The sequence below is a fragment of the Streptomyces sp. NPDC038213 genome (assembly GCF_055600495.1).
In genome coordinates, this window is record NZ_JBVJYM010000019.1 from 18,960 (window position 1) to 40,967 (window position 22,008).

Here is a 22,008-nt window from a genome sequence, read left to right on the forward strand (position 1 = left end):
TGAAGACTCGGCCGATGTGGTGATCCTCGGCGCCGGTCCGGCGGGCCTCGTGCTGGGGAATCTCTTACTCCGTTCCGGGGTGGATTGCGTGATCCTGGAGCGCGCAGGGCGCGAGCGCCTTGTGAACCGGGCGCGCGCCGGATTCCTCGCGCCCCACACCGTACGGGTCCTGGCCCGCAACGGGCTCGACGGCGGACTGCGCCGCCGGGGGCGGGAGCACGGGATCTGCGAGTTCCGCAGCACCGAGGGGCGGTTCCGCCTCGAGTACCGGGACCTCGGCCGCGGCGAGCCGCACACCGTCTTCCCGCAGCACGAGCTGGTCGCCGACCTGCTGGAGCAGTACCTCGCCGGAGGGGGCCGGATCCGCTTCGGCACGGAGGCCACGGCCGTCACCGGCATCGACGGCCCGGACCCCACCGTGGCCGTACGGGAGCTGCCCGAGGCGCACGGGGGCCCGGCGGACCAGGCGGGGCCGGAGGGCGGGGAAGGCCGCCCCGGGCTCTGGCGGGCCCGGTACGTGGCCGCCTGCGACGGCCGGCACGGCGCGGGCCGGCGCTCGCTGCCCGCCGGAGCCGTCCGCCGCCACCACCGCGACCACGGGGTCTCCTGGCTCGGCCTGCTCGCCGAGGCCCCGCCCAGCATGGACGCCGTGGGCTACGCCCTCCACCCGCGCGGATTCGCCGGGCACATGGCCCGCTCGCCCGAGACCACCCGGTACTACCTCCAGTGCCCGCGGGGGCACCGGGCCGGGGAGTGGAGCGAGGAGCAGATCTGGGAGGAACTGGCCACGCGGATGGACGCGGCCGAGTACGGGGCCCTGGTGCCCGGCCGGATCGTCCAGCGGAGCATCGTCGACCTGGAGTCCGACGTGCTCGAACCGCTGCGGCACGGCTCGCTGTTCCTCGTCGGCGACGCCGCCGCGCTGATCAGCCCCGCCGCCGCCAAGGGCGCCAACCTGGCGGTGCTCGGCGCCGAGGTCCTGGGCCTCGCCCTGACCGCGGCCCTGCTCCGCGGGGACATTGGGGGCCTCGACCGGTACTCGGAGCAGTGCCTGGTCCACATCTGGCGGGCGCAGGAGTTCTCGCACTGGATGATCCGCCTGCTGCACGGCTCCGGGGAGCCCGGTGAGGAGGGCCGCTTCCAGGAGGGCATGCGGCGCTCCCGCATCGCCTCGCTGCGCGATTCACGCGCCACGCAGGACTGGTTCGCCGAGCACTACGTCGGGATCTGACCCGCGGGGCCCGACTGCCCCGGCATCCCCCGAACCCCCTCCCCTATCCACCGCCATATCCCCATATTTCCTTATCCCCATCCTCCTCCCCCACTCGTTAGGGAAACGAATGCGACCAGAGGACTGCTTCACCCTGCCCTCTCCCAGCCCCGATCCGACTCCCGGCACACCTGCCGGCTCAGCTCCCGGCCCCGCCGCCGCACCCGTCCCCCACCCCGCCCGCGCCGTGCCCGACGACGCCGGACGCCTCGCCGCCGCGGCCGGGTTCGTGCGCGCGGGCGAGGACTCCGTCCTGCTGTCGCACGTGCTGCCCGGACTCGACGGGCCCGAGCTGCGGGCCCTGAGCGAACGCTGCCGGTTCGCCCACGCCGCCGTGCTGGTCTTCCCGGCCGACGAGTCCGCCCTGCGGGCGCAGCTCGCGGCCTGCGGGCTGGCGGACGAGGCGCCCTCGCGGCCGAGCGTGGTGGTGCGCGACCGCCTGGCCGCCCGGCACGGCCACCGGCCGGCCGATCTTGACGTAAGGATTCTCCGTCCGCCGGTCCACGGCCCGCACGGGGAGCGCCGGTCGGTGGAGGTGTTCGCACTGGCCGTCCCCGGGGGCACGGACCCCCGGGAGCACGCCCGGGACGCCCGGAACCGCGCCCGGGACCACGCCCGGATCGCCGCCGTGGAGCGCGCGCACGCGCACGAGGCGCACGTGGCCTTCGAGGTCGTACGGCCCGATCCGCTGGTGCTGCGCGGTCTCCTGGCGACCTTCGCGCGGTACGGGGCGGCGGCCGACGGCGGGGGCTACAACCCGCACGAGGACGGCACCGTCTTCTACTTCGCGGCCCCGGACGGGACCAAGACGGACTACCGGCGCGTCGAGTTATACGCGGCCGGCGACCACCGCGAGATCCTCGCCGAGCACCTCTCGCAGCCGGGCGCGCAGCGGGCGGCAACGGCGAACGCCCCGTCGGCCGGGCTTCCGGAAAGCGCTGCCGGGCCGGCCTCACCCCCGGCCGCGGACCGGGATACGGAAGCGGAACCGGGCGTTGCCCTGCTGCGGCTGCTGACCGGCGCCTGGACCACCCAGGCCCTGGCGGCCTGCGCCGAGCTGCGGCTCGCGGAGGCGCTGCGCCTGCACCCCGGTGCGGACGCCCGGGAGCTGGCGCGGGAGGCGGGAGCCGATCCGCGGAGCCTGGCGACCCTGCTGCGGTACCTCGCCATGCTGGGGGTCGTCACCGCCGAGGACCGCGGCGGCGACCGGCAGGGCTACCGGCTGACCCCGGTCGGCGCCCTGCTCGACTCCCGCGCCCCGTACTCGATGCGGGCCCTGGCACTGATGTACGGCGGGGCCTTCTACCAGTCCTTCGCGCGGCTCTCGCACACCGTGCGGACCGGCCGGCCGGGCTTCGACGAGCTGTTCGGCGAGAACCACTTCGACCACTTCGCCCGCGATCCCGAACTGCTCGCGCTCTTCGACCAGTCCATGGCGGCCTCGGCCGCGATGTTCGACCCGCTGCCGGACCACCCGGTGCTCACGGCGGCGGCCGCGGCCGGGCGGACGGGCACCGTCGTGGACGTCGCGGGCGGTACGGGGGAGCTCCTGGGACGGGTGCTGTCCGCCCACCCGGCCCTGCGGGGCGTACTCCTCGAACGCCCCCAGGTCCTGGCCACGGCCCGCACCCGCCTGGCCGCACGGCCCGGCGGTGCGGCGGAGCGCTGCGAGTTCCGGGCGGGCGACTTCGCGGACGTGCCGGCGGGCGGTGACGTGTACCTGCTGTCCCGGGTGCTGCACGACTGGGACGACGAGCGCTGCCGGAGCATCCTGCGGTACTGCGCCGGGGCCATGCCGCAGGACGCCGACCTGCTGATCGTCGAGCGCCTGCTGCCCCCGCCCCGGGCGGCGGACGGCCGCACGGGCACGGTTACGGGTGCCCGTACGGACGCGGGTGCGGATGCCCGTACGGACGCGGGTGCGGGTACGGGCGCAGGGGCCGGCTCCGGTGCCGCGCTCGCCACCGCCTGGGACCTCCACATGATGTGCAACACGGGCGGGCAGGAGCGCACCGCGGAGCACTACGCCCGGCTGCTGGCCGACTGCGGCCTGCGGCTGGTCGGGCAGAGCCCCCTGCCGCTGGGGGCGCACACCCTGCACGCCCGGCGGGCCTGACCCCGCGGGGGCGGGCCGGTCGGCGGGGACCCCGGGGCGGTGACGAGCGCACGCGAAGCCGCCCCGGACTGACCGTGATTGGTCTGTACCGGGCGGGAGGCGGCCCGGAGACTGCCGGTATGGACCGGCTTCGGAACCCCCGCCTCCCCGAACTCCCCCTGCACCGGTTGCAGGTCCCCCTCCCCCACCTGCTGCCCTTCGCCATCGGCACCTTCGACACGATCGGCCCGCTGTCGCGCGCCGCCTTCCCGCACCGGCACACCTTCTACGAGATCGTCTACGTGACCGGCGGCAGCGGTGCGCACGTACTGGACCTGGTCCGCCAGCCCGTCGAGCCCCCGCAGCTGTGCGTCATCGCCCCCGGCCAGGTGCACCACTGGGCGGACGCGGAGGAGCTGACCGGGCACGTGGTGCTGTTCAACGAGGACTTCCTCCTCCCCCACACGGACGACGCGGCCGCCCTGCGCACCCTCGCGGGCCGCCCCGGCCACCCGGCGGGCGACCAGGCCGGTCCCATCGCCGCCCTGCTGGCCGATATGGCCGGCGAGCACCGCGAGGTGCCGCCCGGGTACCAGGGGGTGCTGCGCGCCGCCCTGCACATCCTCATCGCCCGCGCCCTGCGCACCCGTACCGCGGGCCCGCCCGCCGCGGCCCGCGACCGGGCGGCGGAACTGGCCGCGGCCTTCGGTCGGCTGCTGTGCGCGCCCGGCGGGGCGCAGCGGACCGTCGGCTGGTACGCGCGGGAGCTGGGCGTGTCCGCGGGGCACTTCCAGACCCTCGTACGGCAGGCGACGGGGCGCCCGCCGGGCAGTCTGATCCGCCAGCAGCAGACCCTGGAGGCGAAGCGGCTGCTGTCGGGAACGGACCTGAGCGTGCGCCAGGTCGCGGCGGCGGCCGGGTTCGCGGACCCGGCGTACTTCTGCCGCTTCTTCCGCCGGGAGACCGGGATGTCGCCGGGGGAGTTCCGCGGCTGGGCCGGTGGAAATCACCACGATCCCCGGACCGGGTCCATCGCCGCCCATCCGGACGGCCCGTAGTTTGGCTGCTGGCCGCAGGCGGTCCGGCCGGGGCGGCAGCCCGGACCGGGCCGGCCGACCGGCCCGGTCCCCGCCCTGACGACGCGCAGCGCCGTCGTGCCCGCGCCGACAGCGGGTCCTGCCCCACCAGCACGGCGAGGACCGCCCCCCACACCCTCCACCCCCACACGAGGAGGCCCGTATGCCCATGCCCGAAGACCCCGCCGCAGCGGCCGCGACCCCGCACGAGGACGGCCCCGGAGCAGCCCCGCACCTGAGCCGCAAGGCGGTGCTGCGCGCGGCGGCCGCGATCGGCGCCGCGCCCCTCCTGATCGGCGGCGGCGTGGCGCTGGCCCGCGACCGCCTGTCCGCCGGCGGCCCGGTGTCGCTGGCGCCGACCCCGGACTGCCACGACGGCGACGAGCCGACCATCGAGCAGATGGAGGGCCCGTACTTCAAGCCGAACTCCCCGCTGCGGACCTCGCTCGTCACGGCCGGCACCCCGGGCACCCGGCTGACCGTCAGCGGGTACGTCTTCGGGCGGGCCTGCCGCCCGATCCCCGGCGTGCTGATCGACTTCTGGCAGGCCGACCACAACGGCGCGTACGACAACAGCGGCTACCGCTTCCGCGGGCACCAGTTCACCACGGCGCAGGGCGCGTTCAGCCTGACGACGATCGTGCCGGGGCTCTACCCCGGCCGGACCAGGCACCTGCACGTCAAGCTCCAGGCGCCGGGCCGCCGGGTGGTGACGACCCAGCTGTACTTCCCGAACGAGCCGCGCAACAGCACGGACTCCATCTTCGACGCGCGCCTGCTGATGAACGTCCGCCAGTCCGGGCCGGGCCGCGAGGCCACCTTCGACTTCGTACTGGACGTGCCCCAGGACCCGACGACCCCGCCGACCTCTCCCCCGCCGACCACCGCTCCCCCCACCGGCACCTGGACCGCGGGCCGCGCCTACCGCGCGGGCGACGGGGTGACGTACGGGGGGCTGTCGTACCGCTGCCTCCAGGCGCACACGGCCGTCGCCGGCTGGGAGCCGCCGAACGTACCGGCCCTCTGGCAGCGCATCTGAGCCCCCTACAACCTGGAGGGGGCCGGAGGGGCGCGGGGCGGCGGAGTTCCGGCGTCCGGCGGGTGTCGAAACGATACTGCCGCGGCATTGGGGTGAACGGCCGAATCGCATATGCCCTGCGCACGTTGGACAGTCGACGCGCCGGCGACCGCCCGGGGCGCCCTTCCATCGCGATCTTTGGAGAGTCATGCGTATTCGTTCTGCTGTGACCGCTTCCGTCCTGGCTGCCGGCATCCTGCTCGGCGGGGCCGGAGCCGCCGCGGCCACCGACGACGGTGTGGAGATCGACTACTTCAACGGCGGCAAGGGCAGCTTCTCCTCCTCCTGTTCCTCGATCGCCGGCGTGCCGCACATGCTCCCGGCGTTCAACGGCCCGATCTACGGCTCCAACTGCACCGCCGGCGGCGAGCTGGAGTGGGCGAAGGGCTGGCACCTGGGTTCCTGACCCGGCACCGCGCTCATCGGGCCGTGGCCCGGCCGACCGTCCCGTCGGCCGGGCCACGGCCTGTTTGCGACCCGGCGCGCGGGGCGGTGCGCAGTTCCCCACCTGCCACCTGCCACCTGCCATCTGCCGCCCGGCTCTCGGCTCCCGGCTCCCGGCTCCCGGCTCCCGGCTCCCGGCTCCCGGCTCCCGGCTCCCGGCTCCCGGCTCCCGGCTCCCGGCTCCCGGCGCAAGGATCCGCTCAGGCCACCGCCCGGACCGCGTAAGCGAGGCCGAGGGCCGCGGCGAGGGTGCCGAGGAGCAGCCGCAGGGCCCGCTCCGGCAGCCGCGGCTGGAGCCGCGCCCCGAGGTAGCCGCCGACGAGGCCGCCGAGCCCGCAGGCCAGCCCGAGCCCCCACTCCGGGACGACCGCGCTGCCGCCCGCACCGGTCAGGGACAGCAGGACGTACGCGGCGGCCCCGACGGCCGAGGTCGCGAAGGTGGCCGCGAGGGCGGCGGGCGCCACCCGGGCCATGGGCAGCCCGCGGGCGGCGAGGACCGGGCCGAGCAGCGAACCGCCGCCGATCCCGTAGATCCCGCCGACGGTCCCGACCGCGAGGGCAAGCACGGTGAGCGCCGCGGGACCGGGCCCGGCCGGCTCCAGCGGCGCGGCGGCAGACCCGGCCGGCCTTCGCGGCGGGCGGAGCGTGCGGGCGCACAGCCACAGCCCCAGCGGCAGCAGCAGGGCGGCGGTCAGCACCCGGAACACCCCGGGCCCGGGCAGCGCGTACACGCGGATCGCGGCCCCGGCGACCACCCCGGGGAGGGTGCCCGCGACCAGCCGCCGGACCAGCGGGTCGCGCAGGGCGCCGCCGCGACGGTAGCGCCACAGGGCGCCCGGCCCGGCGACGACGTTGTAGAGCAGGTTCGTCGGGGTGACCGCGGGGCTCGGCACCCCGAACACGCTCAGGTGCACCGGCAGCAGGAACACCGCCCCGGACACCCCGACGGGCGCGGTCACCACCGCGATCAGCAGCCCGGCCGCCGCCCCGGCCGCCCACAGGCCCCACTCCACCGCGCCCACCGCCCCGAATTGCAGCGCCGCGGCTCGTTCGCGCCCCGGCTGGTCCCGCCCGCCGCCGTGCTCCGGCGGGCCCGGACAGTCTCTCCGGGGCCCAGGCCCCCGGCCGGAACCGCAACGCGATGTTCACGAACGGCGTGGCGGCAGCGCACCGGCGGCGCCCGGGCCCACCGTGGACGGGTACGCGTACCCAGGCGAAGGAGGCCCGGATGGCGATCCGGCGGATGGACAACGTGCTCGTCGTGGTCGAAGACCTCGACGCCGCCCTCGCGTTCTTCCTCGAACTCGGCATGCGGCTGGAGGGGCGCTCACCGGTCGAAGGGCGGTGGGTGGAACAGGTCATCGGCCTGGACGGCGTACGGCAGGAGGTCGCGATGCTGCGCACCCCCGACGGGCACGGGCGGGTCGAACTCGCGTCGTTCCAGCAGCCGGCGGCCCTGCCCGGCGTACCGCGGGACGCGCCCGCGAACACCCTGGGCATCCGCCGCATTATGTTCGCCGTCGACGACCTGGAGGACCTCCTCGCCCGGCTGCGTGCGCACGGCGCTGAACTCGTCGGCGAGGTGGCGGAGTACGAGGACCTGTACCGGCTCTGCTACGTCCGCGGCCCGGAGGGCATCGTCGTCGGACTGGCCCAGGAGCTCGGCTGAGGGCAGGCGGGGAGCAGTCGGGGCCGGCCCGCGCACGCGGCGGAAATCGGGCGGCCGATGACCGTACCGGTGCCCTACGCTTCCGGTCCATGACCGTCGTACTGCGGGGCGAGGCCCTGGAACTGACCGCGGCCGGACCCGGCGACGTACCCGACCTGGCCGCCATCCGGGCCACGCCGGAGGTGCTGGAGCGCTGGCGCGGCGGACCCGACCTGGCATCCGAGATCGCCGAGGACCTGTCCGACCCGGACACGCACTGCCTGGTGATCCGCAGCGGGGGCCGGACCGTCGGCATGATCCAGTGGTACGCGGAGGAGGACCCCGACTACCGGCACGCGGGCATCGACCTGTTCCTCGACCCGTCCGTACACGGCCGCGGACTCGGCACCGACGCCGTCCGCACCCTCGCCCGCCACCTCGTCCACGACCTCGGCTTCCACCGCCTGGTGATCGACCCGGCCGCCGACAACACCCCCGCGATCCGCTGCTACACGAAGGCGGGCTTCCGCCCGGTGGGCGTGATGCGGCAGTACGAGCGCGGCGCCGACGGCACCTGGCACGACGGCCTCCTGATGGACCTGCTGGCGGAGGAGCTGGCCTGAGGCCGTCGGCGGCCCGTCGCCGCCGGGCCTACCCCGGTGGCTCGGTCCCCGCCGCGTTCGACGGCACCGGTACGACGCCCGGCAGCGGGGCCATCACCCACCGCCCGTCCTCCCAGGTGATTGTCTCGGTGAACCGGACGGGCTTGTCCAGGGCGCGCGCCGTGCCCGTCAGGTCTACGCTCCACACGTTCTCGAACTCCGACGTACGGCTCCAGCGGACATCCCACCCCTGGCCGCCGTACAGCTTGATCCGGGCACGGGCGTCCTCGTCGCCCTGAGGATGGGCGCCGAGGAGCCGGGCCAGACCGGTCTCGTCCGACTCGTTGAGGAACTCCACGTAGTCCTGCAGGAAACGGTCCTGGTCCGCCAGGTCCGGGGACTTAGCCCCGCTGCCGCCTCCCCCGCACGCGGTGACCAGCACGGCGCAGAGCACAGCCACGAGCAGGCCGACGCGACGCCGCCACGGACGGCGTCCGCCGCCGTCACGTGCGGAAGGCGTAGTACGTGGCGTTCGGGAACTGGGCCACAAGGCTCCTCACCGACTTCCGGTAGGTATTGGCCGAATGGTAGGTGAGGTAGGGAACCCCGCTGGTCTTGTACGTGGTGATCATGGAGTGGTCCTTGGACCCGTTGCCGTTGCCGTTGCCGTTGCCGTTGAACAGGCACAGCACAGAGCCTTGCTCACGTACCGGCTAGTCGGCGGCGGGCGCGGACTGCGGGCCCTGACGGGGGTCCGGGCGGCGGGCGGTGCGGCGGGCCGTTGCCAGAACGAGGAGCGGGCCCGCGGCGCAGAGGGCGGCGAGGGCTCCGTAGCCGGTGGTGAGGGTGGAGACGGTGGCCACGGCCGCGACGAGGAGCGGCCCTCCGGCGTCGCCGAGTTCGCGGCCGAGTTCGGCGGAACCCATGGTCTGGCCCATCCGTTCCTCGGGTGTGGCGGCGGCGAGGGCGGCGAAGCCGAGGGGGGTGATCAGCCCGGTTCCGGTGCCGATGAGGGCTGCGGCGAGGAGGATCCCCACCAGCCCGGGGAGCATGGCGGCGGCGAGTCCGGCGGCGGTGACGAGGAGTCCGGCCAGCAGTCCCGTACGGGTGCTCAGGCGCCCGGCGTCCAGGGCGCGGCCCGCCTTGGGCTGGACGAGGGCTGCGGTGGCGGCGAGTACGGAGACGGCGGCGCCGGTGGCGACGGTGCCGAGGCCCGCTGCGGCGCCGGTGACGGGGAGGAAGCCGACGCCGACGGACAGGGCGGCGGTGGCGGCGGCGAGCGCGGCGGTGGGCGCGAGGAAGGAGCGGTCGGCGAGGCGGCGCGCGAGGTCGGCGACGGTCTGGCGCCTGCGCGGCAGCGGCGGTACGGCGGGCACGGTGAGCGCGGCCCACAGGGCGACGGCCGCGGCGCACAGCGCCATGACCGTGAACAGGAGGCGCAGTCCGCCGGCCCAGACGAGCACGCCGCCGAGCAGCGGGCCGAGGGTGTAGCCGATGGACTTGTAGAAGCCGTAGCTGCCGAAGGCGCGGCCCCGCTTGGCGGAGGGGTTGAGCCGGGCGACCATCGCAGAGGCCGAGGGGGAGAACGCGGAGGCGGCGGCGCCCTGCCCGAGGCGGGCGGCCCACAGCCAGCCGGGGCTGTCGGCTATGGCGTACAGCGCGGAGGCGGTAGCGAAGGCGACCAGCCCGCCGAGGAGCACGGGCTTCGCGCCGATCCGGTCGGCGAGGGAGCCGAAGACGGGCTTGAGGAGCACCTCTGCGCCGTCGTACAGGGCGAGGAGCCCGCCGAGGACGAGGAGCGAGGTGACGGCGTCGTCGGAGAAGCCGCCGAGGTTGGCGGCGATGCCGTGGGCGCCGAAGGCGGTGGTGAACCCGGCTGCGTACAGGGGCCACATGGATCCGCGGGGCGCGGCGGGCGGGGTGGCGGCGCCCGGCTTCGGGGTGGCCGGCGGGGTGGCGGTCACGAGGTCTCCTCGTCGGCGGGGTGGTCGGCGGGGTGGTGGTCGGCGGCGTGGAGCGCGGTGAACACGCGCTCGGCGTAGTCCTCGCAGACGGCGGTGCAGCGCTGGAGGCGGTCGGCGGCGGCGGGGGCCTCCGGAGCTCCGAAGACGTCCCGTGCGGTCAGGTCCCGGTGCCAGCGGCGCAGCCGCTCCAGGCTCTGTTCCTCTTCTTCCAGTTCGGCCAGGGTGAACTTGCCGATCCGGATCTCCTTGGCGATCTCCTCCTCGAACTTGCCGCAGTCCGCGAGGAACTCCGCCCAGTCCGCGGAGCGGGCGGCGGTGAACATCTCCCGGAACCGCTCCGCGTCCTCGCGCGAGCGCCCGGCCGCCTGAAGGGTCACGCCCTGCCCGCCGGCCCCCTCGGTCAGTTCGAGCGCCCGCCGGACCCCGTCGGCGAACACGGGCACGTCGGGAACGGTCCACACGCCCTGCCCCAGCGAGAGCGCCCCGATCCTGCGCAGTTCCCGCCAGACCGCGACCCGGTGCCGGGAGGGGTCGGCGGGCAGTTTGACCACGAGGACCAGCCAGCGCTGGTTCTGCTGTTCGGATGTCGTCACGCGGGCGAATGTAGCAACCGTTACATCGGCCGAGGCGACGGCTGTGCGATGGGCGTCCACGGACGCCAAGGGGGGCCAGGGTTCGCTAGCAGTACTCCTCGACGTACAGCAGGCGGCGATCAGGCTCGGCGCGGAACTCGTGAGCCAGGAAGCGGCCGTGCTCGGGAGCGTTCCCGCCGGGTCCGCGGTACTCGTCCTTGACCAGGCCCCAGAGACCCGGCCGCTCGCCCTCGGTGGTCAGCCGGGGAGCGATCCCGCCCGCATCCCCCCACACCACCGGTACGGAAGGGTTTTTGAGGAGCCGCCGTACGATGCGCAGGTCGATGCGCCTGCGGTGGAGCACCCAGCGGGTCCGCTGCTCGTCGAGCAGGGTCACGGGGTCCGGCAGCCCGCCGGGATCGGCGGGAAACGGCTGCATGGGACGGTCGGCACCAGCGGCTGGTACCGGGTCCGAGTCCGGGGCGGTCACTCTTCGGGTTCCCAGGCGCGGAGCAGGTCGATCAGTCCGGCGTCCCCACGGATGTCGAGGGCGCCGCCGGTTGCCGGGATCCGGTCGTAGATGAACAGCACGAGATCACTGGCCGTACCGTGCACGGAGACCCCCGGCGCCTCAGCACCCTCCCCCGGGAGGGGCGCGACACGGGCGCCGTCACCGTCGACGGTGAGCCGCCAGGCGCGGCCCTCGGCGGCGTGGAACTCGAACGCGGCGGGCGTGTGCGGCCAGGGCGAGGTCGTGGCGACGCAGGTGCTCAGGAACTCCTCGACCCCGTCGAGCGCCACCTCGGCGGGCAGCGGCTGCGGCGCGCCGAGCGCCGCCTGGGCGTCGTACGTGTGGACCGCGATCTCCTGGAGCTGGTGCCGGGCGACGGCGCCGCTGGTCCGCGGCGACTGCGACGGGCCCCACCAGGTCCAGCACCCGCCGTCCGGCCCGGCCGCGCGCAGCGCGTCGAGCAGCAGCCGCGGCGACTCGGCGAGCCAGTCCCGCAGCTCTTCGCGCCCCTCGGGCGCCGGGGCGGCCCGCACGGCCACGGCCTCGGCACCCGGCCCGTCCGCCGGCCCCGCACCCACGACGGCCGCCCAGAACCGCCGCCCCTGCCCGATGTGCTGCGCCAGCTCGAACAGCGTCCACTCCGGACAGGTGGGCACCCGCACATCGAGCCCGGACGCAGCATCCACGGCCGCCCTAAAGGCGGCAGCCCGCTCGTCAATCAGCCGGAGCACCTCAGAAAACCCAAGAGTCGTCACCACCCCGCCTCTCTACCAGCCCACCCACCCGACCAGCACCTGAATTCCCAGCCCACGAGCCCAGCACGGCAACGGCGAAGCCCCATCCCCGGGTACGCGGGGAGGTTGGCTGTCGGGGAGGCGGTCGGCCGTGGTGGCGAGGGAGGCTCACGGGGAGGTGAGGGTGACGCGGTCCGCGGTGGCTTCGACTTCGAAGGAGGGGAGGTCGACCAGGTTGACCAGGCCTCGTTCCTGTTCCGCGTCCGTCGGGCCGGCTGCGAAGAGTTTCAGGGCGCCGTCCAGGTTCTCGATGGGGTGAGGGTGCCTCCGTGGAGCCGTACGTTCTCCAGGGCGATCGCCGTGCCCAGACCGCTGCCCTCGGAGCGGGTCCGGGCCGCCTCCGCCTTGTAGAAGCGGTCGAAGACGTGGGCGAGGGCTTCGGGTGGCAGGCCCGGGCCCCGGTCCGCTACTTCGAGGGTGGCGGTCCGGGCGGTCGCCGTGAGGGTGACCGTGACGGGCGGGGCGCCGTGGCGCAGGGCGTTGCCCACGAGGTTCGCCACCGACACGTCGAAGCGGCGGCGGTCGAGCCGGCGTGGTCCCTGGCGGGCGGGCTCGCCGCGACCCTGGCCGTCGGGGTCCTGGCCGGCCTGTACCCGGCGGCCCGCGCCGCCCGCCTGCACCCGACGGTGGCGCTCAACTCCGCCTGACGGCAGGGTGGGGGCAGGCGGCGGGGGCCGCCGGGACCGGGGTACGGCCGCCCGGATACGGCACTCCCGGTCAGGCCGCGGCCGGCGCCCGCCAGTCCGCCTTCGACAGGCCCATCTGGAGGGCCGACCAGGACTGGCCGTCGACGCGTTCCACGTCGCGGAGTACGTGCAGCACGCGGAAGCCGAGGTTCTCGTAGAGGCGTACGGCGCTGTCGTTGTGGGTGAAGACGCCGAGTTCGACGTGCTCCAGGCCCAGTTCCCCGAATCCCCGCCGCAGGATCTGCGTCAGCAGGGCGGCTCCGTAGCCGCGGCCGCGGGCGTGCGGGGAGACGAGTACGCGGCCGAGCCGGGCGGAGCGCCCGTCGGCGGCCACGCGCAGGGAGGCGTGCCCGACCGGGCGGCCGTCGGGGTCGACCCCCATCCAGGTGTGCCGGTCGGGCTCGGTCGCGTACCCGGCGAGCTGCCCTTCGTCCAGGGGCCAGCTGAACCCGGGGCCCGACCAGACGCGCATCTCGACCGGGCCGGGTATCCACGTGAGGATCACGCCGACGTCGGCGAGGGTGAAGGGACGCAGTTCGACCACGGTGCTGCTCCCGTTCTTGTGCGTTCGTGCATCAGAGGTCACAGAAGTCATGCCGGTCATTTTTCATGCCAATCCGGTGGATCGGCGGCGAGCCCGGCGGAACGGCCGGGATGCGTCCACTACTCAGGCAGCTCGGCCGAGAGGGCGCGCCGGTACCGCATTTTCGAAGAAGTCCGAGGTCAGGGTGGGCGGCAGGGCAGGCGGACAGGGAGTCTGAGGTGCGCGGCCACCGGAGTGCCGGGCTAACCGGCCGCGGCCCGGCGGATCGCGTCGAGGCTGCGGGCCACGTCCTCGTCCGTCGTGGACCAGTTGCTCACCGAGATCCGCATGACGCGCCGGCCCCGCCAGGTGGACCCGCTGATCCAGGCGGTGCCCTCGTCCAGGAGCCGGGCGAGCACCCGGTCGGTGCGCTCGTCCGAGCCGAATGCGGCGCAGACCTGGGTGAAGACCACCTCGTTGAGTACGGACGCCCCTGCGATCCCCTCCCGGTCCGGACCGCCGCCGATTCCGGCGGCGAAGGCGCGGGCGTGGCGGCACAGCCGGTCGACGAGGTCGGCCGTGCCGGACCGGCCGAGGGACCTGAGGGCCGCCCACACGGTGAAGGCCCGGCCGCGGCGGGAGAGTTCGGGGACCTTGTCGACGGGGTCGCCGTGCTCGTGCTGGATGAGGTACTCGCCGCGCATCCCCATGGCCGCCCGGAGGGCGAGCGGGTCGCGTACGGCGGCCAGCCCGCAGTCGTAGGGCACGTTGAGGGTCTTGTGGGCGTCCGTGGCCCAGGAGTCGGCGTCGCGGCAGCCCTCGGTGAGGTGCGCGTGGACCGGTGAGGCGGCCGCCCAGAGGCCGAAGGCGCCGTCGACGTGCACCCACGCGCCCGCCTCGTGCGCGGCCCGGACGGCCTCGGGGAAGGGGTCGAAGGCCCCGGAGTGGATGTCCCCGGCCTGGAGCACCACGATCACGGGGCCCGCGGAGCTCGCGGGCCCCCCGGAGCCGGCCGGCAGCGCGGAGGCCGTCCGGGGCGGGGCGGCGAGGGCGGTGCGCAGGGCGTCCGGGTCGATGCGGCCCTGGTCGTCGGCCCGTACCGGCTCGGGGCGGCCGAGGCCCAGGTAGCGGAGGGCGAGGTCCACGGCCATGTGCCGGTCCGCGCCCGCGAGGACGCGGACGCGCGGGGCGCCCGCGAGCCCGTCGGCTGCGGCGTTCCAGCCGGCCCGCCGGAGCACCTCGTCGCGGGCGGCGCAGAGGCAGGTGAAGTTGGCGGTCGTGGCGCCCGTGGTGAAGCCGACGGCGCTCTCGGCCGGCAGGTCGAGCAGGTCGAGGAGCCAGGCGGTGGCGATGTCCTCGACGGCGGAGTACGCGGGGGAGGCGGCCCGCATCACGCAGTTCTGGTCCCAGGCGCCGGTGAGCCAGTCGGCGGCGAGGGCGGCGGGCTCGGTGCCGCCGACGACGAATCCGTAGAAGCGGCCGCTGGGGAAGGCGGTGAGGCCCGGTTCACAGGCCGCCGCGAGCAGGTCGACGACCTCGGCGGGATCGCTGGGGCCGGCGGGGAGTGCGGTGCCGAGCGCGGCTGCGACCTCGTCGACCGAGGCGCGGGCGGGTACGCGCCGGTCGGCGAGGCTGGAGAGCCAGCGGACGGCGTGCTCGTGGGCCCGCTGGAGCGCCGCCTCGCGCGCGTCCATACCTCGGACTATGCGCCGGGCGGGCGGGGCCCGCAATCGGGGGGCCCTGCTGCCGCGGCGTCCCCGGCGCCGGGGACGCCCGCCGCTCAGGCGTCCTGCTCCAGCGTGGGCCGCAGGCGCTCCAGGAGGGCGTAGAGCGTGGCGCTCTCGGTGGCGTCGAGGTTGTCCAGGGCGCTGTGCGTGGCCTGCATCTCCTCGCGGACGGTACGGATGATCTCGCGGCCGGCCTCGGTGGCGACCACGTTCTTGACCCGGCGGTCGGCGGGGTCGGGCTCGCGGCGGACGAGCTCGCGGGCCTCCAGGCGGTCCACGATCCCGGTGACGTTCGACGCGTCGCAGACGAGCAGGGTGGCGAGGCCGCGCATGGGCAGCGGGCTGTCGAGCTGGGCGAGGGCCTTGGCCTGGGTGGAGGTGAGCCCGTAGCGCGCGGCGGCGGCCGCGAAATCGCGCCACTGGGCCGTGCCGATGGCGGCCAGCAGCTCCAGGAGCTGGAGCTTGGTCGGGGCCTGGGAGGTGGTGCTCATGCCTGGAAGCCTACTCAAGATCCTTAACATTATCAACTATTTACTTGACCACCTTAACTATCGACATCTACCGTCTGTCGGGTCGAGTTACTTGAAGTCCTCAATCATCTGCTGCCTAAAGCATCGAGAAGGTCCCCCCGCCATGAGCAACACCCCGCCCGCCGCCGGGCGCCGCAGCGAGACGGCCGTGATCCTCGCCCTGAGCCTGGCCGCCATGGTCGTGTCGATGATGCAGACCCTGCCCGTCCCGATCCTGGGCCTGATCCAGAAGGACCTCGGGACCTCGGCGGCGAACGTCAGCTGGGTCACGACCGCCACCCTGCTCTCCGCCGCCGTCTTCACCCCGCTGCTCGGCCGCTTCGGCGACCAGCGCGGCAAGAAGCCCACGCTCGTGGCCGTCCTCGTCGTCATGGTCATCGGCTCGGTCATCGCGGCCCTCGCGAGCTCCCTGCCCCTGCTGATCCTCGGCCGGGTGCTCCAGGGCGCCGCCACCGCGATCTTCCCGCTGGCCCTGTCCGTCCTGCGCGAGGAGGTGCGCCCGCAGAAACTGCCCGGAGCGATGGCCCTGGTCAGCGGCACCCTCGCCTTCGGCAGCGGACTGGCGCTCGTCGCCACCGGCCTGCTCACCTCCGGCGAGGGCGCCGACTACCGCAGCGCGTTCTGGATGGCCACCGGCTTCGCCGTCCTCGCCCTGCTCGCCGTACTCCTCCTCGTCCCGGCCACCCGCCACAAGACGGGCGGCCGCACGGACCTGCTCGGCGCGCTGACCCTCGGCCTCGCCCTGCTGCTGCTCCTCCTGCCGGTCTCGCAGGGCCACGAGTGGGGCTGGGCCTCCGCCCGTACGCTGGGCAGCTTCGCCGGCGCCGCCGTGATGGCCGCCGTCTGGGTGTTCACCGAGCTCAAGGTCCGCGAACCGCTCGTCGACATGCGGATGTTCGTCCACCGGCCGGTCCTCATGGCCAACCTGGCCGGCCTCCTCGTCGGCTTCGGCATGTTCGCGAACTTCCTCGGCGTCTCCTACCTCGTCCAGATGCCCGAAGCCCTCACCGGCTACGGGTTCGACGCCTCGGTCCTGCGGGCCTCGGTGCAGTTCCTGCTGCCCGGCGCCGTCGTCTCCCTGCTGGCCTCCCCGATCGGCGGGCGGCTCGTCCACCAGCGCGGCCCGCGGTACGTGCTCGCGCTGGCGGCGGCCTTCGGCGCGGTCGGCTTCGGCTGGCTCGCCGTCGACCACTCCCACGCCGCCTCGGTGATCGGGGCCGGCCTGATCGTCGGCGCTGCCGTGAGCTTCGGGTACGCGGCCATGCCCGCAGTGATCATGTCGAGCGTCCCGCACCACCAGAGCGGTATCGCCAACGGCATCAACTCGATCTCCCGGTCCACCGGAAGCGCGATCGGCAGCGCCGTGGTGACCACGATCCTGGCCTCGCAGACCATCGCGAGCCCGGCACCGGGGCTTCCCGCCCTGCCCGCCGAATCGGGCTTCACCGTCACCTTCGCCATCGGGGCGGCGGCCTTCGCCCTGGTCGCGGTGATCGGACGGTTCGGCCTGCGGGCCTCCCGGCAGGGGCACGTACAGCAGGACCACGGACAGCAGGACCACGTACAGGACCGGGAGCCCTCGGCCCCGGCGGGTGCTGGTGCGGCGGCCTCCGCGGCGCAGTGACCGTGCGGCTCACCGGGCCGCCGCCGGAGTGAGGGGGGAGCGGCCCGCCCGGGTCAGCAGGGCCGTGACGGTCAGCCGGCGGTGGGCGCTCTGCCACTGCTGGAGCAGCGAGTCCAGACCGGGCGGGCAGGACTGGAGGCCCGTGACGTCCACTTCGAGGTGGTCGTACCCGTAGACCGCGGCCACGGTCAGCACCACCCGCAGGGGGCGCAGGCTGCTGTCGGGATCCGGGTCCGGGCCGGTGCCGGGGGCCGGACCGGGGAACCCGAGCCGCAGGCGGAGGGTGTTCTCGCTGGTCCGGACCCGTATGGCGGGCGGGCCGTCCTCCGCGGCGGGGGCCGGGGCGGGCGCGGGGGAAGCCGGGGCGACGGGGACGGAGGCGGCGCCGGCGGGGACGGAGTCCGCGGCCGGGGTCGCCGGGGTCGTATGTCGGGGGTTCATGCCCGCATCAACCCCCACCCGGCGGACGGGGGCACGAGGTGGGACCGGCATTCACCCTGCACCGGGCCCGGAATGACGCCTGGGAGTGCATTCCGGGTCCATGAGCGTGGCTTTTCGTGCCGGGCGCATCCGGGCTCCGGCATCCGGTTGGCCGCCCAACTTCCCGGGCCCGGACCCGCAGCTCCGCATCCCCGTCACAGGCATCCTCTGAAGGAACGGGACCGGGCCACGAGGACAGCCCCGGGAAGTTACGCGGCCGACCGGGTGAATTCCGCCGATCCCGCGGAACGAACCGACGAACGGCTTGTCCTACAGACATGACTCCATCCAAGCCCACCGCCACCACCCCCGCCCCCACCGCAAGCACCCCCGCCTCCCCCGCTCCCCTCCCCGCCCCCACTCCCCCCACCGGCACGGCCGTCCCCCACCGCCGGCACCGCCGCCCGACCCGCCACCAGGCCCGCTGCCCCCTCCCCGAACCCGCCGAGCGGCGCCGCCTGCGCGAGTCCTGGACCCTGGAGATCGCCCAGCTGGCCGTGGCCTTCGGGGTCACGGAGAACACCGTCCGCTCCTGGGAGAGCGGACGCACCTCCCCGCGGGGCGCCCGCCGCACGGCCTACGCCCGCTTCCTGACCGGCCTCTCCCAGCCGGCCCCCCTGCCGACCGCCCGAACGGTCCGCCCCCGTCAACCGGCCGCGGACCCCCGCACGGTCCGCCCCACCCACCCCGACCACCGCACGAGCATCCCCGACCCCCGCAGAAACCCCTGCCACCCCCTCCGTCCCCCGACCCCCGAACCCGTACCGTCCCCGGCCCGCACCAAAGCGACCCCCCGCCCGGCCCCGGCCGCACCCGCCCTCCTCCTCACCCCCCACCGCCCCGCCGTCCCCGCCGACCGCCGCAGACGCTGGCGCATGGCCGCCGCAGCCTGGGCCACCTGGTCCCTGGCCCTCTACCTGCTCTGGAGCACGCCCCTGACCGGGCGGTAGCCGGCGCGGTGGTCGGCGAAGCCGAGGGCCCCACGGGGAGGGCAGCGAGCTCAGGAGGCCGCCAGGTGCAGGGGGAGGTGTACGACACCGGAGGTCGGTCCCGTGAGCCCGCCCAGCGAGACGGGCAGACGGCGGGCGTCGCGGTGACGCAGGACGACCGCCGTCGCCGTGGGTGCCTGGTGGTGCTGCGGGGACATGCCGTCACCATCCGTTCGGATGGGACGCCTGCTTTCGCCGATCACCTACTTCGGCATCAGGACCGTGTCGATCAGGTGGACGGTGCCGTTCGAGGTCTCCACGTCGCCGCAGACGATGTTCGCGGTGTCGTTCACGCGGTAGGTGTCGCCGGAGCCTTCGGTGGTGAGGGTTCCGCCTTCCAGGGACTTGAAGGACCCGTCGGCGAGGTCGGCCTTCTGGACCGGCTCGCCCACCACGTGGTACGTGAGGATCTTCGTCAGCTGCGCCTTGTCGGCGAGGACCTTGTCCAGGTCCGCCTTCGGGATCTTGGCGAAGGCGTCGTTGGTCGGCGCGAAGACGGTGATGTCCTCGGTGGTGTTCAGGGTGTCTGCGAGGCCGGCGCGCTGGACCGCGGCGACCAGGGTGGACAGGGCCGGGTTCTCGGAGGCGGCGGTGGCCACGGGCTTGTCGGCCATCGAGTCCGCGGAGCCCCGGCCCTCCGCCGGCAGGCTCGCGCAGGCCGGACCGAAGGGTTCCGCCACGGCCGCAGCGGCCTGCGGGGCCGCGGCCAGGGCCAGCGGCAGCAGGGCGGCGGCGGCCGCGGCCGCGCGGCCCCGGTGGCGGCGGACGCGGGACGGGGCCTGGGGTTGGGTGTCGGGGTGGGGAGCGGAGTGGACGGGGTGGGAAGACGCTGAAGTGTTCATGATGGTCTCTCCTCCGGCGGGCCGGGCTGGGCCCGTAGTGCCGTACTGGGGATTCGGCCCGGGCGGGCGGCACGGATGCAGGACGGGAGTCTTCCGGCCCGGCGATACTTGCCCCATGTCGGAGGTGGAGGCGGGGTACGGCGTGAGCACGGGGACGGTGGCCCGGCGGCTCGGGGTCTCGCCCACCACCCTGCGCTCCTGGGAGCGCCGCTACGGCATCGGGCCCGCGGTGCGCCGGGCCGGGCACCACCGCCGCTGGAGCCCGGACGACGTGGCGATGCTGGAGGAGATGTGCCGGCTGACGGCCGCGGGCGTCCCGCCCGCCGAGGCGGCCCGGGCCGCACAGGACCGTACGGCCGCGGGGGCTGCGGGGGTGGCCGCAGTCTCCGATGCGGCCGCGCCTGCTGGCCCCGCGGCCGGCGGCACCGCAGGGGAGCAGGCGGGCGACGAGGTCGCGGCGGCCGGTGCGGGCGCCGCCTACGCCGGTGCGGACCGGGACCTGCGGGGCCTGGCGCGGGCGGCCGTGCGCCTCGACAGCGAGGCGCTGGAGGCGCTGCTGCACCGGGTGGTCGCCGAGCGGGGGCTGGTGGAGGCCTGGGAGGGCGTGATCGTGCCCGCCCTGCACGCGGTGGGGCGGAAGTGGGAGACGGCGGGCGACCGCTACGTCGAGGTGGAGCACCTGCTGTCCTGGCACGTGTCGACCGCGCTGCGCCGCTCCGCCGCCCCGGTGCCCGGCAGCACGGGCAGCGGCCGGGCCGGGGGCGGGGAGGGGGCCGTACCCCCGGTCGTGCTGGCCTGCGTACCGGGGGAGCAGCACACCCTCCCGCTGGAGGCCCTGGCCGCCGGGCTCGCCGAACGAGGCGTGCCCACCCGCATGTTCGGCGCCGCGGTGCCGATCGAGGGGCTGGAGTCCGCGGTACGGCGGCTGGGCCCGGCGGCGGTCGTGCTGTGGTCGCAGGCCCGCTCGACGGCGAGCCATCCGCTGGCGCAGCACGTGGCGCAGATGTCCTTCGGCGTGAAGGGCGCCCGCAGCCATCCGCTGGTGGTCCTGGCGGGCCCCGGGTGGGCGGGCCGGACCCCGGGCCCGGGCATGAGCCGCCCGGCGGGCCTGCGCGAGGCCCTCCAGGTACTGGCGGGCAGCGGGCGCGCGCGGGGCTGATCCCCGTACCCGCGGCAAACCGCACGGCCCCGCCCACGGCCGTGTCAGGCGTCGGGTGCGACCCGGTGGGCGCGGGTGACGGCGGGGCGGGTGAGGACGGTCAGGGTGAGGGAGAGGGCTGCGGCGGCGGTGATGGCGGTGGCCGGGCCGGTGTGCTGGGCCAGGGCTCCGGCGAGGGCGGCGCCGATGCCCTGCCAGGTCATGCGGCCGGCGGATTCGACGCCCTGGACCTGGCCGCGGACCGGTTCCGGGGTGAGGGCGAGGAGCTGTTCCTGGAGGGGGAGGGTGGCGGCGAAGCCCGCGCCGGCGGCGAACACCGCGACGGCGGCGAGGACCGTCGGCGGTTCGGCGGCGAACAGCAGGAACGGTACGGCGAGCAGCAGGCGGAGTGCGAAGGCGCAGCGGCGGCGGCGTTCCGCGGTGAGGAGCCGGCCGACCGCCAGGTCGCCGAGGAGCATTCCGGCCGATCCGGCGGCGAGGAGGAGCCCGGCGTGCTGGGGGTCGTAGGAGATGAACAGCGCCTCGCAGCCGACGATCAGGCCGTTGGGGACCCAGAGGTTCAGTAGGAGGGCCCGGTTTCCGGGCCGGGAGAAGAGGGCGGCGTTGGTGTCCCAGGTCTGGCGCAGGCCGGGGCGCCGGGTGAGGCGGATGGAGTGCTCGCGGACGGTCGCGGCGGTGACGGCGAGGGCGAGTGCGGTGAGGGCGGCGGCGAGTGCGAACAGCTGCTGCGGGCTCAGGTGGCGCAGGAGTGCGGCGCCCAGCGCGAAGCCGAGGATCGCCACGCCTCCCGAGGTCACGTTCATCAGGGAGCGCGCGGGCACGTACGCGGAGGCCGGTACGACCTCGGCGAGCAGCCCCATCCGGGTGCCGGTGCCCAGGGACTGGAAGAACCCGAGGACGAGGAGCAGTCCGAAGCGCGCGGCCAGCGGCAGCCCGGGGACGGCCTGCGCGGCGACGCCCGCCAGGGAGACGGTCTGGAGGGCGAGGAGGGTCCGCCGGGGGCGGCGGCCGTCGGCGACGGACATGAGGGTGAGGGCGCCGAGCACGGTGGCGAAGGTGGCGCCGTACATGCTGATCGCCGTCAGGAAGGGCGAGCGGGTCTGCTGGTTGACCAGGGTGCCGAGCGCGAAGCCGGACAGGGTGGTGGCGGCGACGGTCAGGGCGAAGCCGAGGTAGAGGCCTGCGAACTCGCGGGTGCGAAGGAGGGCGCGGTAGCCGGGGGGTGGGGATGCGGGTGCGGATGCGGATGCGACTTCGGGGGCGGGGGTGGGTGCAGGGTGGGGTGCAGGGGTGCGGTGGTGGTGTGAAGGCATGAAAAAAGCCTCCGAACGCACCGGGTGGGAGCGCCGAAGGCCAACGTGGTGATTATAGCACTGATTTCGGGGGCGAGGGGG

The 22,008-nt window shown here is 75.1% G+C and carries 23 protein-coding genes and 3 pseudogenes; 11 read left to right on the forward strand and 15 right to left on the reverse strand.

The annotated features are described in order from the left end of the window. Positions 1-16: 16 nt before the first annotated feature. The 5 genes from ACZ7JZ_RS23695 to ACZ7JZ_RS23715 all read left to right on the forward strand — a co-directional run bounded on the left by ACZ7JZ_RS23695 (position 17) and on the right by ACZ7JZ_RS23715 (position 5,925). A complete protein-coding gene (locus tag ACZ7JZ_RS23695; protein ID WP_470942802.1) occupies positions 17-1,231 on the forward strand; it encodes a 4-hydroxybenzoate 3-monooxygenase in 1,215 nt (404 codons plus the stop codon). A 109-nt stretch (positions 1,232-1,340) separates the two neighbouring features. Continuing rightward, positions 1,341-3,386 (forward strand): methyltransferase, encoded by a 2,046-nt coding sequence (locus tag ACZ7JZ_RS23700; protein ID WP_470942612.1) that lies wholly within the window; start codon positions 1,341-1,343, stop codon positions 3,384-3,386. Between the two features lie 119 nt (positions 3,387-3,505). Continuing rightward, positions 3,506-4,423 (forward strand): AraC family transcriptional regulator, encoded by a 918-nt coding sequence (locus ACZ7JZ_RS23705; RefSeq protein WP_470942614.1) that lies wholly within the window; start codon positions 3,506-3,508, stop codon positions 4,421-4,423. Positions 4,424-4,604: 181 nt separating this feature from the next. Further along, positions 4,605-5,480, forward strand: coding sequence for a dioxygenase family protein (locus tag ACZ7JZ_RS23710; protein WP_470942616.1), 876 nt, complete (start codon positions 4,605-4,607; stop codon positions 5,478-5,480). Between the two features lie 205 nt (positions 5,481-5,685). Beyond that, positions 5,686-5,925: a hypothetical protein gene (locus ACZ7JZ_RS23715; RefSeq protein WP_470942618.1), complete on the forward strand. Its 240-nt coding sequence runs from the start codon at positions 5,686-5,688 to the stop codon at positions 5,923-5,925. Positions 5,926-6,163: 238 nt separating this feature from the next. Here ACZ7JZ_RS23715 and ACZ7JZ_RS23720 read toward each other — a convergent pair whose 3' ends face one another. Next, on the reverse strand, positions 6,164-6,976 hold the full coding sequence (locus ACZ7JZ_RS23720; RefSeq protein ID WP_470942803.1) for a TSUP family transporter: 813 nt from the start codon (positions 6,974-6,976) through the stop codon (positions 6,164-6,166). 215 nt (positions 6,977-7,191) lie between these two features. On the opposite strand from ACZ7JZ_RS23720, the gene ACZ7JZ_RS23725 reads away from it, so the two are divergent. Together ACZ7JZ_RS23725 and ACZ7JZ_RS23730 are read left to right on the forward strand one after the other, a co-directional pair. Continuing rightward, positions 7,192-7,632, forward strand: coding sequence for a VOC family protein (locus ACZ7JZ_RS23725; protein WP_470942619.1), 441 nt, complete (start codon positions 7,192-7,194; stop codon positions 7,630-7,632). Positions 7,633-7,721: 89 nt separating this feature from the next. Further along, positions 7,722-8,234: a GNAT family N-acetyltransferase gene (locus tag ACZ7JZ_RS23730; RefSeq protein ID WP_470942621.1), complete on the forward strand. Its 513-nt coding sequence runs from the start codon at positions 7,722-7,724 to the stop codon at positions 8,232-8,234. 28 nt (positions 8,235-8,262) lie between these two features. Here the strand turns inward: ACZ7JZ_RS23730 and ACZ7JZ_RS23735 are convergent, their stop codons facing one another. From ACZ7JZ_RS23735 to ACZ7JZ_RS23765, 7 genes and pseudogenes are all read right to left on the reverse strand, one after another. Beyond that, positions 8,263-8,673, reverse strand: coding sequence for a hypothetical protein (locus tag ACZ7JZ_RS23735; protein ID WP_470942623.1), 411 nt, complete (start codon positions 8,671-8,673; stop codon positions 8,263-8,265). Between the two features lie 43 nt (positions 8,674-8,716). Then, positions 8,717-8,872: pseudogene (locus tag ACZ7JZ_RS23740) on the reverse strand (amidase domain-containing protein); the annotation flags it as partial. Positions 8,873-8,926: 54 nt separating this feature from the next. Continuing rightward, a complete protein-coding gene (locus tag ACZ7JZ_RS23745; protein ID WP_470942804.1) occupies positions 8,927-10,108 on the reverse strand; it encodes an MFS transporter in 1,182 nt (393 codons plus the stop codon). Positions 10,109-10,173: 65 nt separating this feature from the next. After that, positions 10,174-10,770: a Chromate resistance protein ChrB gene (locus ACZ7JZ_RS23750; protein ID WP_470942625.1), complete on the reverse strand. Its 597-nt coding sequence runs from the start codon at positions 10,768-10,770 to the stop codon at positions 10,174-10,176. An 85-nt stretch (positions 10,771-10,855) separates the two neighbouring features. After that, positions 10,856-11,188 (reverse strand): hypothetical protein, encoded by a 333-nt coding sequence (locus ACZ7JZ_RS23755; RefSeq protein ID WP_470942627.1) that lies wholly within the window; start codon positions 11,186-11,188, stop codon positions 10,856-10,858. A gap of 47 nt (positions 11,189-11,235) precedes the next feature. Continuing rightward, positions 11,236-12,018 carry a maleylpyruvate isomerase family mycothiol-dependent enzyme gene (locus ACZ7JZ_RS23760; RefSeq protein WP_470942628.1) on the reverse strand — a complete coding sequence of 261 codons (783 nt, stop codon included), beginning with the start codon at positions 12,016-12,018 and terminating at the stop codon, positions 11,236-11,238. 263 nt (positions 12,019-12,281) lie between these two features. Further along, positions 12,282-12,584 (reverse strand): annotated as a pseudogene (locus ACZ7JZ_RS23765) (ATP-binding protein); the annotation flags it as partial. Here ACZ7JZ_RS23765 and ACZ7JZ_RS23770 point away from each other — a divergent pair. Continuing rightward, positions 12,573-12,701, forward strand: a pseudogene (locus ACZ7JZ_RS23770) (ABC transporter permease); the annotation flags it as partial. The pseudogenes ACZ7JZ_RS23765 and ACZ7JZ_RS23770 sit on opposite strands and share 12 nt — an antisense overlap. 70 nt (positions 12,702-12,771) lie before the next feature. Here the strand turns inward: ACZ7JZ_RS23770 and ACZ7JZ_RS23775 are convergent. The 3 genes from ACZ7JZ_RS23775 to ACZ7JZ_RS23785 form a co-directional block, all read right to left on the reverse strand. After that, positions 12,772-13,335 (reverse strand): GNAT family N-acetyltransferase, encoded by a 564-nt coding sequence (locus tag ACZ7JZ_RS23775; protein WP_470942630.1) that lies wholly within the window; start codon positions 13,333-13,335, stop codon positions 12,772-12,774. A gap of 191 nt (positions 13,336-13,526) precedes the next feature. Beyond that, positions 13,527-14,957, reverse strand: a complete 1,431-nt coding sequence (locus ACZ7JZ_RS23780) for a pyridoxal phosphate-dependent decarboxylase family protein (protein WP_470942631.1) — start codon at positions 14,955-14,957, stop codon at positions 13,527-13,529. An 86-nt stretch (positions 14,958-15,043) separates the two neighbouring features. Further along, positions 15,044-15,481, reverse strand: coding sequence for a MarR family winged helix-turn-helix transcriptional regulator (locus tag ACZ7JZ_RS23785; protein ID WP_470942633.1), 438 nt, complete (start codon positions 15,479-15,481; stop codon positions 15,044-15,046). A gap of 142 nt (positions 15,482-15,623) precedes the next feature. Between ACZ7JZ_RS23785 and ACZ7JZ_RS23790 the strand changes: the two genes are divergently transcribed. Further along, the gene (locus ACZ7JZ_RS23790) at positions 15,624-17,144 is read left to right on the forward strand and encodes an MFS transporter (RefSeq protein WP_470942635.1); all 1,521 of its coding nucleotides are present in this window, start codon (positions 15,624-15,626) and stop codon (positions 17,142-17,144) included. Between the two features lie 9 nt (positions 17,145-17,153). Here ACZ7JZ_RS23790 and ACZ7JZ_RS23795 read toward each other — a convergent pair whose 3' ends face one another. Then, entirely contained in the window at positions 17,154-17,585 is a 432-nt protein-coding gene (locus ACZ7JZ_RS23795) for a hypothetical protein (RefSeq protein WP_470942636.1), read from the reverse strand. Positions 17,586-17,902: 317 nt separating this feature from the next. Here ACZ7JZ_RS23795 and ACZ7JZ_RS23800 point away from each other — a divergent pair, with 317 nt between their 5' ends. Further along, the gene (locus ACZ7JZ_RS23800) at positions 17,903-18,574 is read left to right on the forward strand and encodes a helix-turn-helix domain-containing protein (RefSeq protein ID WP_470942638.1); all 672 of its coding nucleotides are present in this window, start codon (positions 17,903-17,905) and stop codon (positions 18,572-18,574) included. Positions 18,575-18,624: 50 nt separating this feature from the next. On the opposite strand, the gene ACZ7JZ_RS23805 is transcribed toward ACZ7JZ_RS23800, so the two are convergent. Both ACZ7JZ_RS23805 and ACZ7JZ_RS23810 read right to left on the reverse strand, forming a co-directional pair. Then, the gene (locus ACZ7JZ_RS23805) at positions 18,625-18,771 is read right to left on the reverse strand and encodes a hypothetical protein (RefSeq protein ID WP_470942639.1); all 147 of its coding nucleotides are present in this window, start codon (positions 18,769-18,771) and stop codon (positions 18,625-18,627) included. Between the two features lie 45 nt (positions 18,772-18,816). Then, the gene (locus ACZ7JZ_RS23810; protein ID WP_470942640.1) at positions 18,817-19,455 is read right to left on the reverse strand and encodes a fasciclin domain-containing protein; all 639 of its coding nucleotides are present in this window, start codon (positions 19,453-19,455) and stop codon (positions 18,817-18,819) included. Positions 19,456-19,570: 115 nt separating this feature from the next. Between ACZ7JZ_RS23810 and ACZ7JZ_RS23815 the strand changes: the two genes are divergently transcribed. Next, positions 19,571-20,614 carry a MerR family transcriptional regulator gene (locus ACZ7JZ_RS23815; RefSeq protein WP_470942641.1) on the forward strand — a complete coding sequence of 348 codons (1,044 nt, stop codon included), beginning with the start codon at positions 19,571-19,573 and terminating at the stop codon, positions 20,612-20,614. A gap of 44 nt (positions 20,615-20,658) precedes the next feature. On the opposite strand, the gene ACZ7JZ_RS23820 is transcribed toward ACZ7JZ_RS23815, so the two are convergent. After that, entirely contained in the window at positions 20,659-21,927 is a 1,269-nt protein-coding gene (locus ACZ7JZ_RS23820) for an MFS transporter (RefSeq protein ID WP_470942643.1), read from the reverse strand. Positions 21,928-22,008: the final 81 nt, after the last annotated feature.

Excerpts from the sequence above, each read along its gene's own strand:
- ACZ7JZ_RS23700 (WP_470942612.1), top strand. The coding sequence starts at position 1,341 with ATGCGACCAGAGGACTGCTTCACCCTGCCCTCTCCCAGCCCCGATCCG.
- ACZ7JZ_RS23705 (WP_470942614.1), top strand. The coding sequence starts at position 3,506 with ATGGACCGGCTTCGGAACCCCCGCCTCCCCGAACTCCCCCTGCACCGG.
- ACZ7JZ_RS23710 (WP_470942616.1), top strand. The coding sequence starts at position 4,605 with ATGCCCATGCCCGAAGACCCCGCCGCAGCGGCCGCGACCCCGCACGAG.
- ACZ7JZ_RS23725 (WP_470942619.1), top strand. The coding sequence starts at position 7,192 with ATGGCGATCCGGCGGATGGACAACGTGCTCGTCGTGGTCGAAGACCTC.
- ACZ7JZ_RS23730 (WP_470942621.1), top strand. The coding sequence starts at position 7,722 with ATGACCGTCGTACTGCGGGGCGAGGCCCTGGAACTGACCGCGGCCGGA.
- ACZ7JZ_RS23745 (WP_470942804.1), bottom strand. The coding sequence starts at position 10,108 with ATGTGGCCCCTGTACGCAGCCGGGTTCACCACCGCCTTCGGCGCCCAC.
- ACZ7JZ_RS23755 (WP_470942627.1), bottom strand. The coding sequence starts at position 11,188 with ATGCAGCCGTTTCCCGCCGATCCCGGCGGGCTGCCGGACCCCGTGACC.
- ACZ7JZ_RS23775 (WP_470942630.1), bottom strand. The coding sequence starts at position 13,335 with ATGACTTCTGTGACCTCTGATGCACGAACGCACAAGAACGGGAGCAGC.
- ACZ7JZ_RS23780 (WP_470942631.1), bottom strand. The coding sequence starts at position 14,957 with ATGGACGCGCGCGAGGCGGCGCTCCAGCGGGCCCACGAGCACGCCGTC.
- ACZ7JZ_RS23785 (WP_470942633.1), bottom strand. The coding sequence starts at position 15,481 with ATGAGCACCACCTCCCAGGCCCCGACCAAGCTCCAGCTCCTGGAGCTG.
- ACZ7JZ_RS23790 (WP_470942635.1), top strand. The coding sequence starts at position 15,624 with ATGAGCAACACCCCGCCCGCCGCCGGGCGCCGCAGCGAGACGGCCGTG.
- ACZ7JZ_RS23795 (WP_470942636.1), bottom strand. The coding sequence starts at position 17,585 with ATGAACCCCCGACATACGACCCCGGCGACCCCGGCCGCGGACTCCGTC.
- ACZ7JZ_RS23800 (WP_470942638.1), top strand. The coding sequence starts at position 17,903 with ATGACTCCATCCAAGCCCACCGCCACCACCCCCGCCCCCACCGCAAGC.
- ACZ7JZ_RS23805 (WP_470942639.1), bottom strand. The coding sequence starts at position 18,771 with ATGTCCCCGCAGCACCACCAGGCACCCACGGCGACGGCGGTCGTCCTG.
- ACZ7JZ_RS23810 (WP_470942640.1), bottom strand. The coding sequence starts at position 19,455 with ATGAACACTTCAGCGTCTTCCCACCCCGTCCACTCCGCTCCCCACCCC.
- ACZ7JZ_RS23815 (WP_470942641.1), top strand. The coding sequence starts at position 19,571 with ATGTCGGAGGTGGAGGCGGGGTACGGCGTGAGCACGGGGACGGTGGCC.
- ACZ7JZ_RS23820 (WP_470942643.1), bottom strand. The coding sequence starts at position 21,927 with ATGCCTTCACACCACCACCGCACCCCTGCACCCCACCCTGCACCCACC.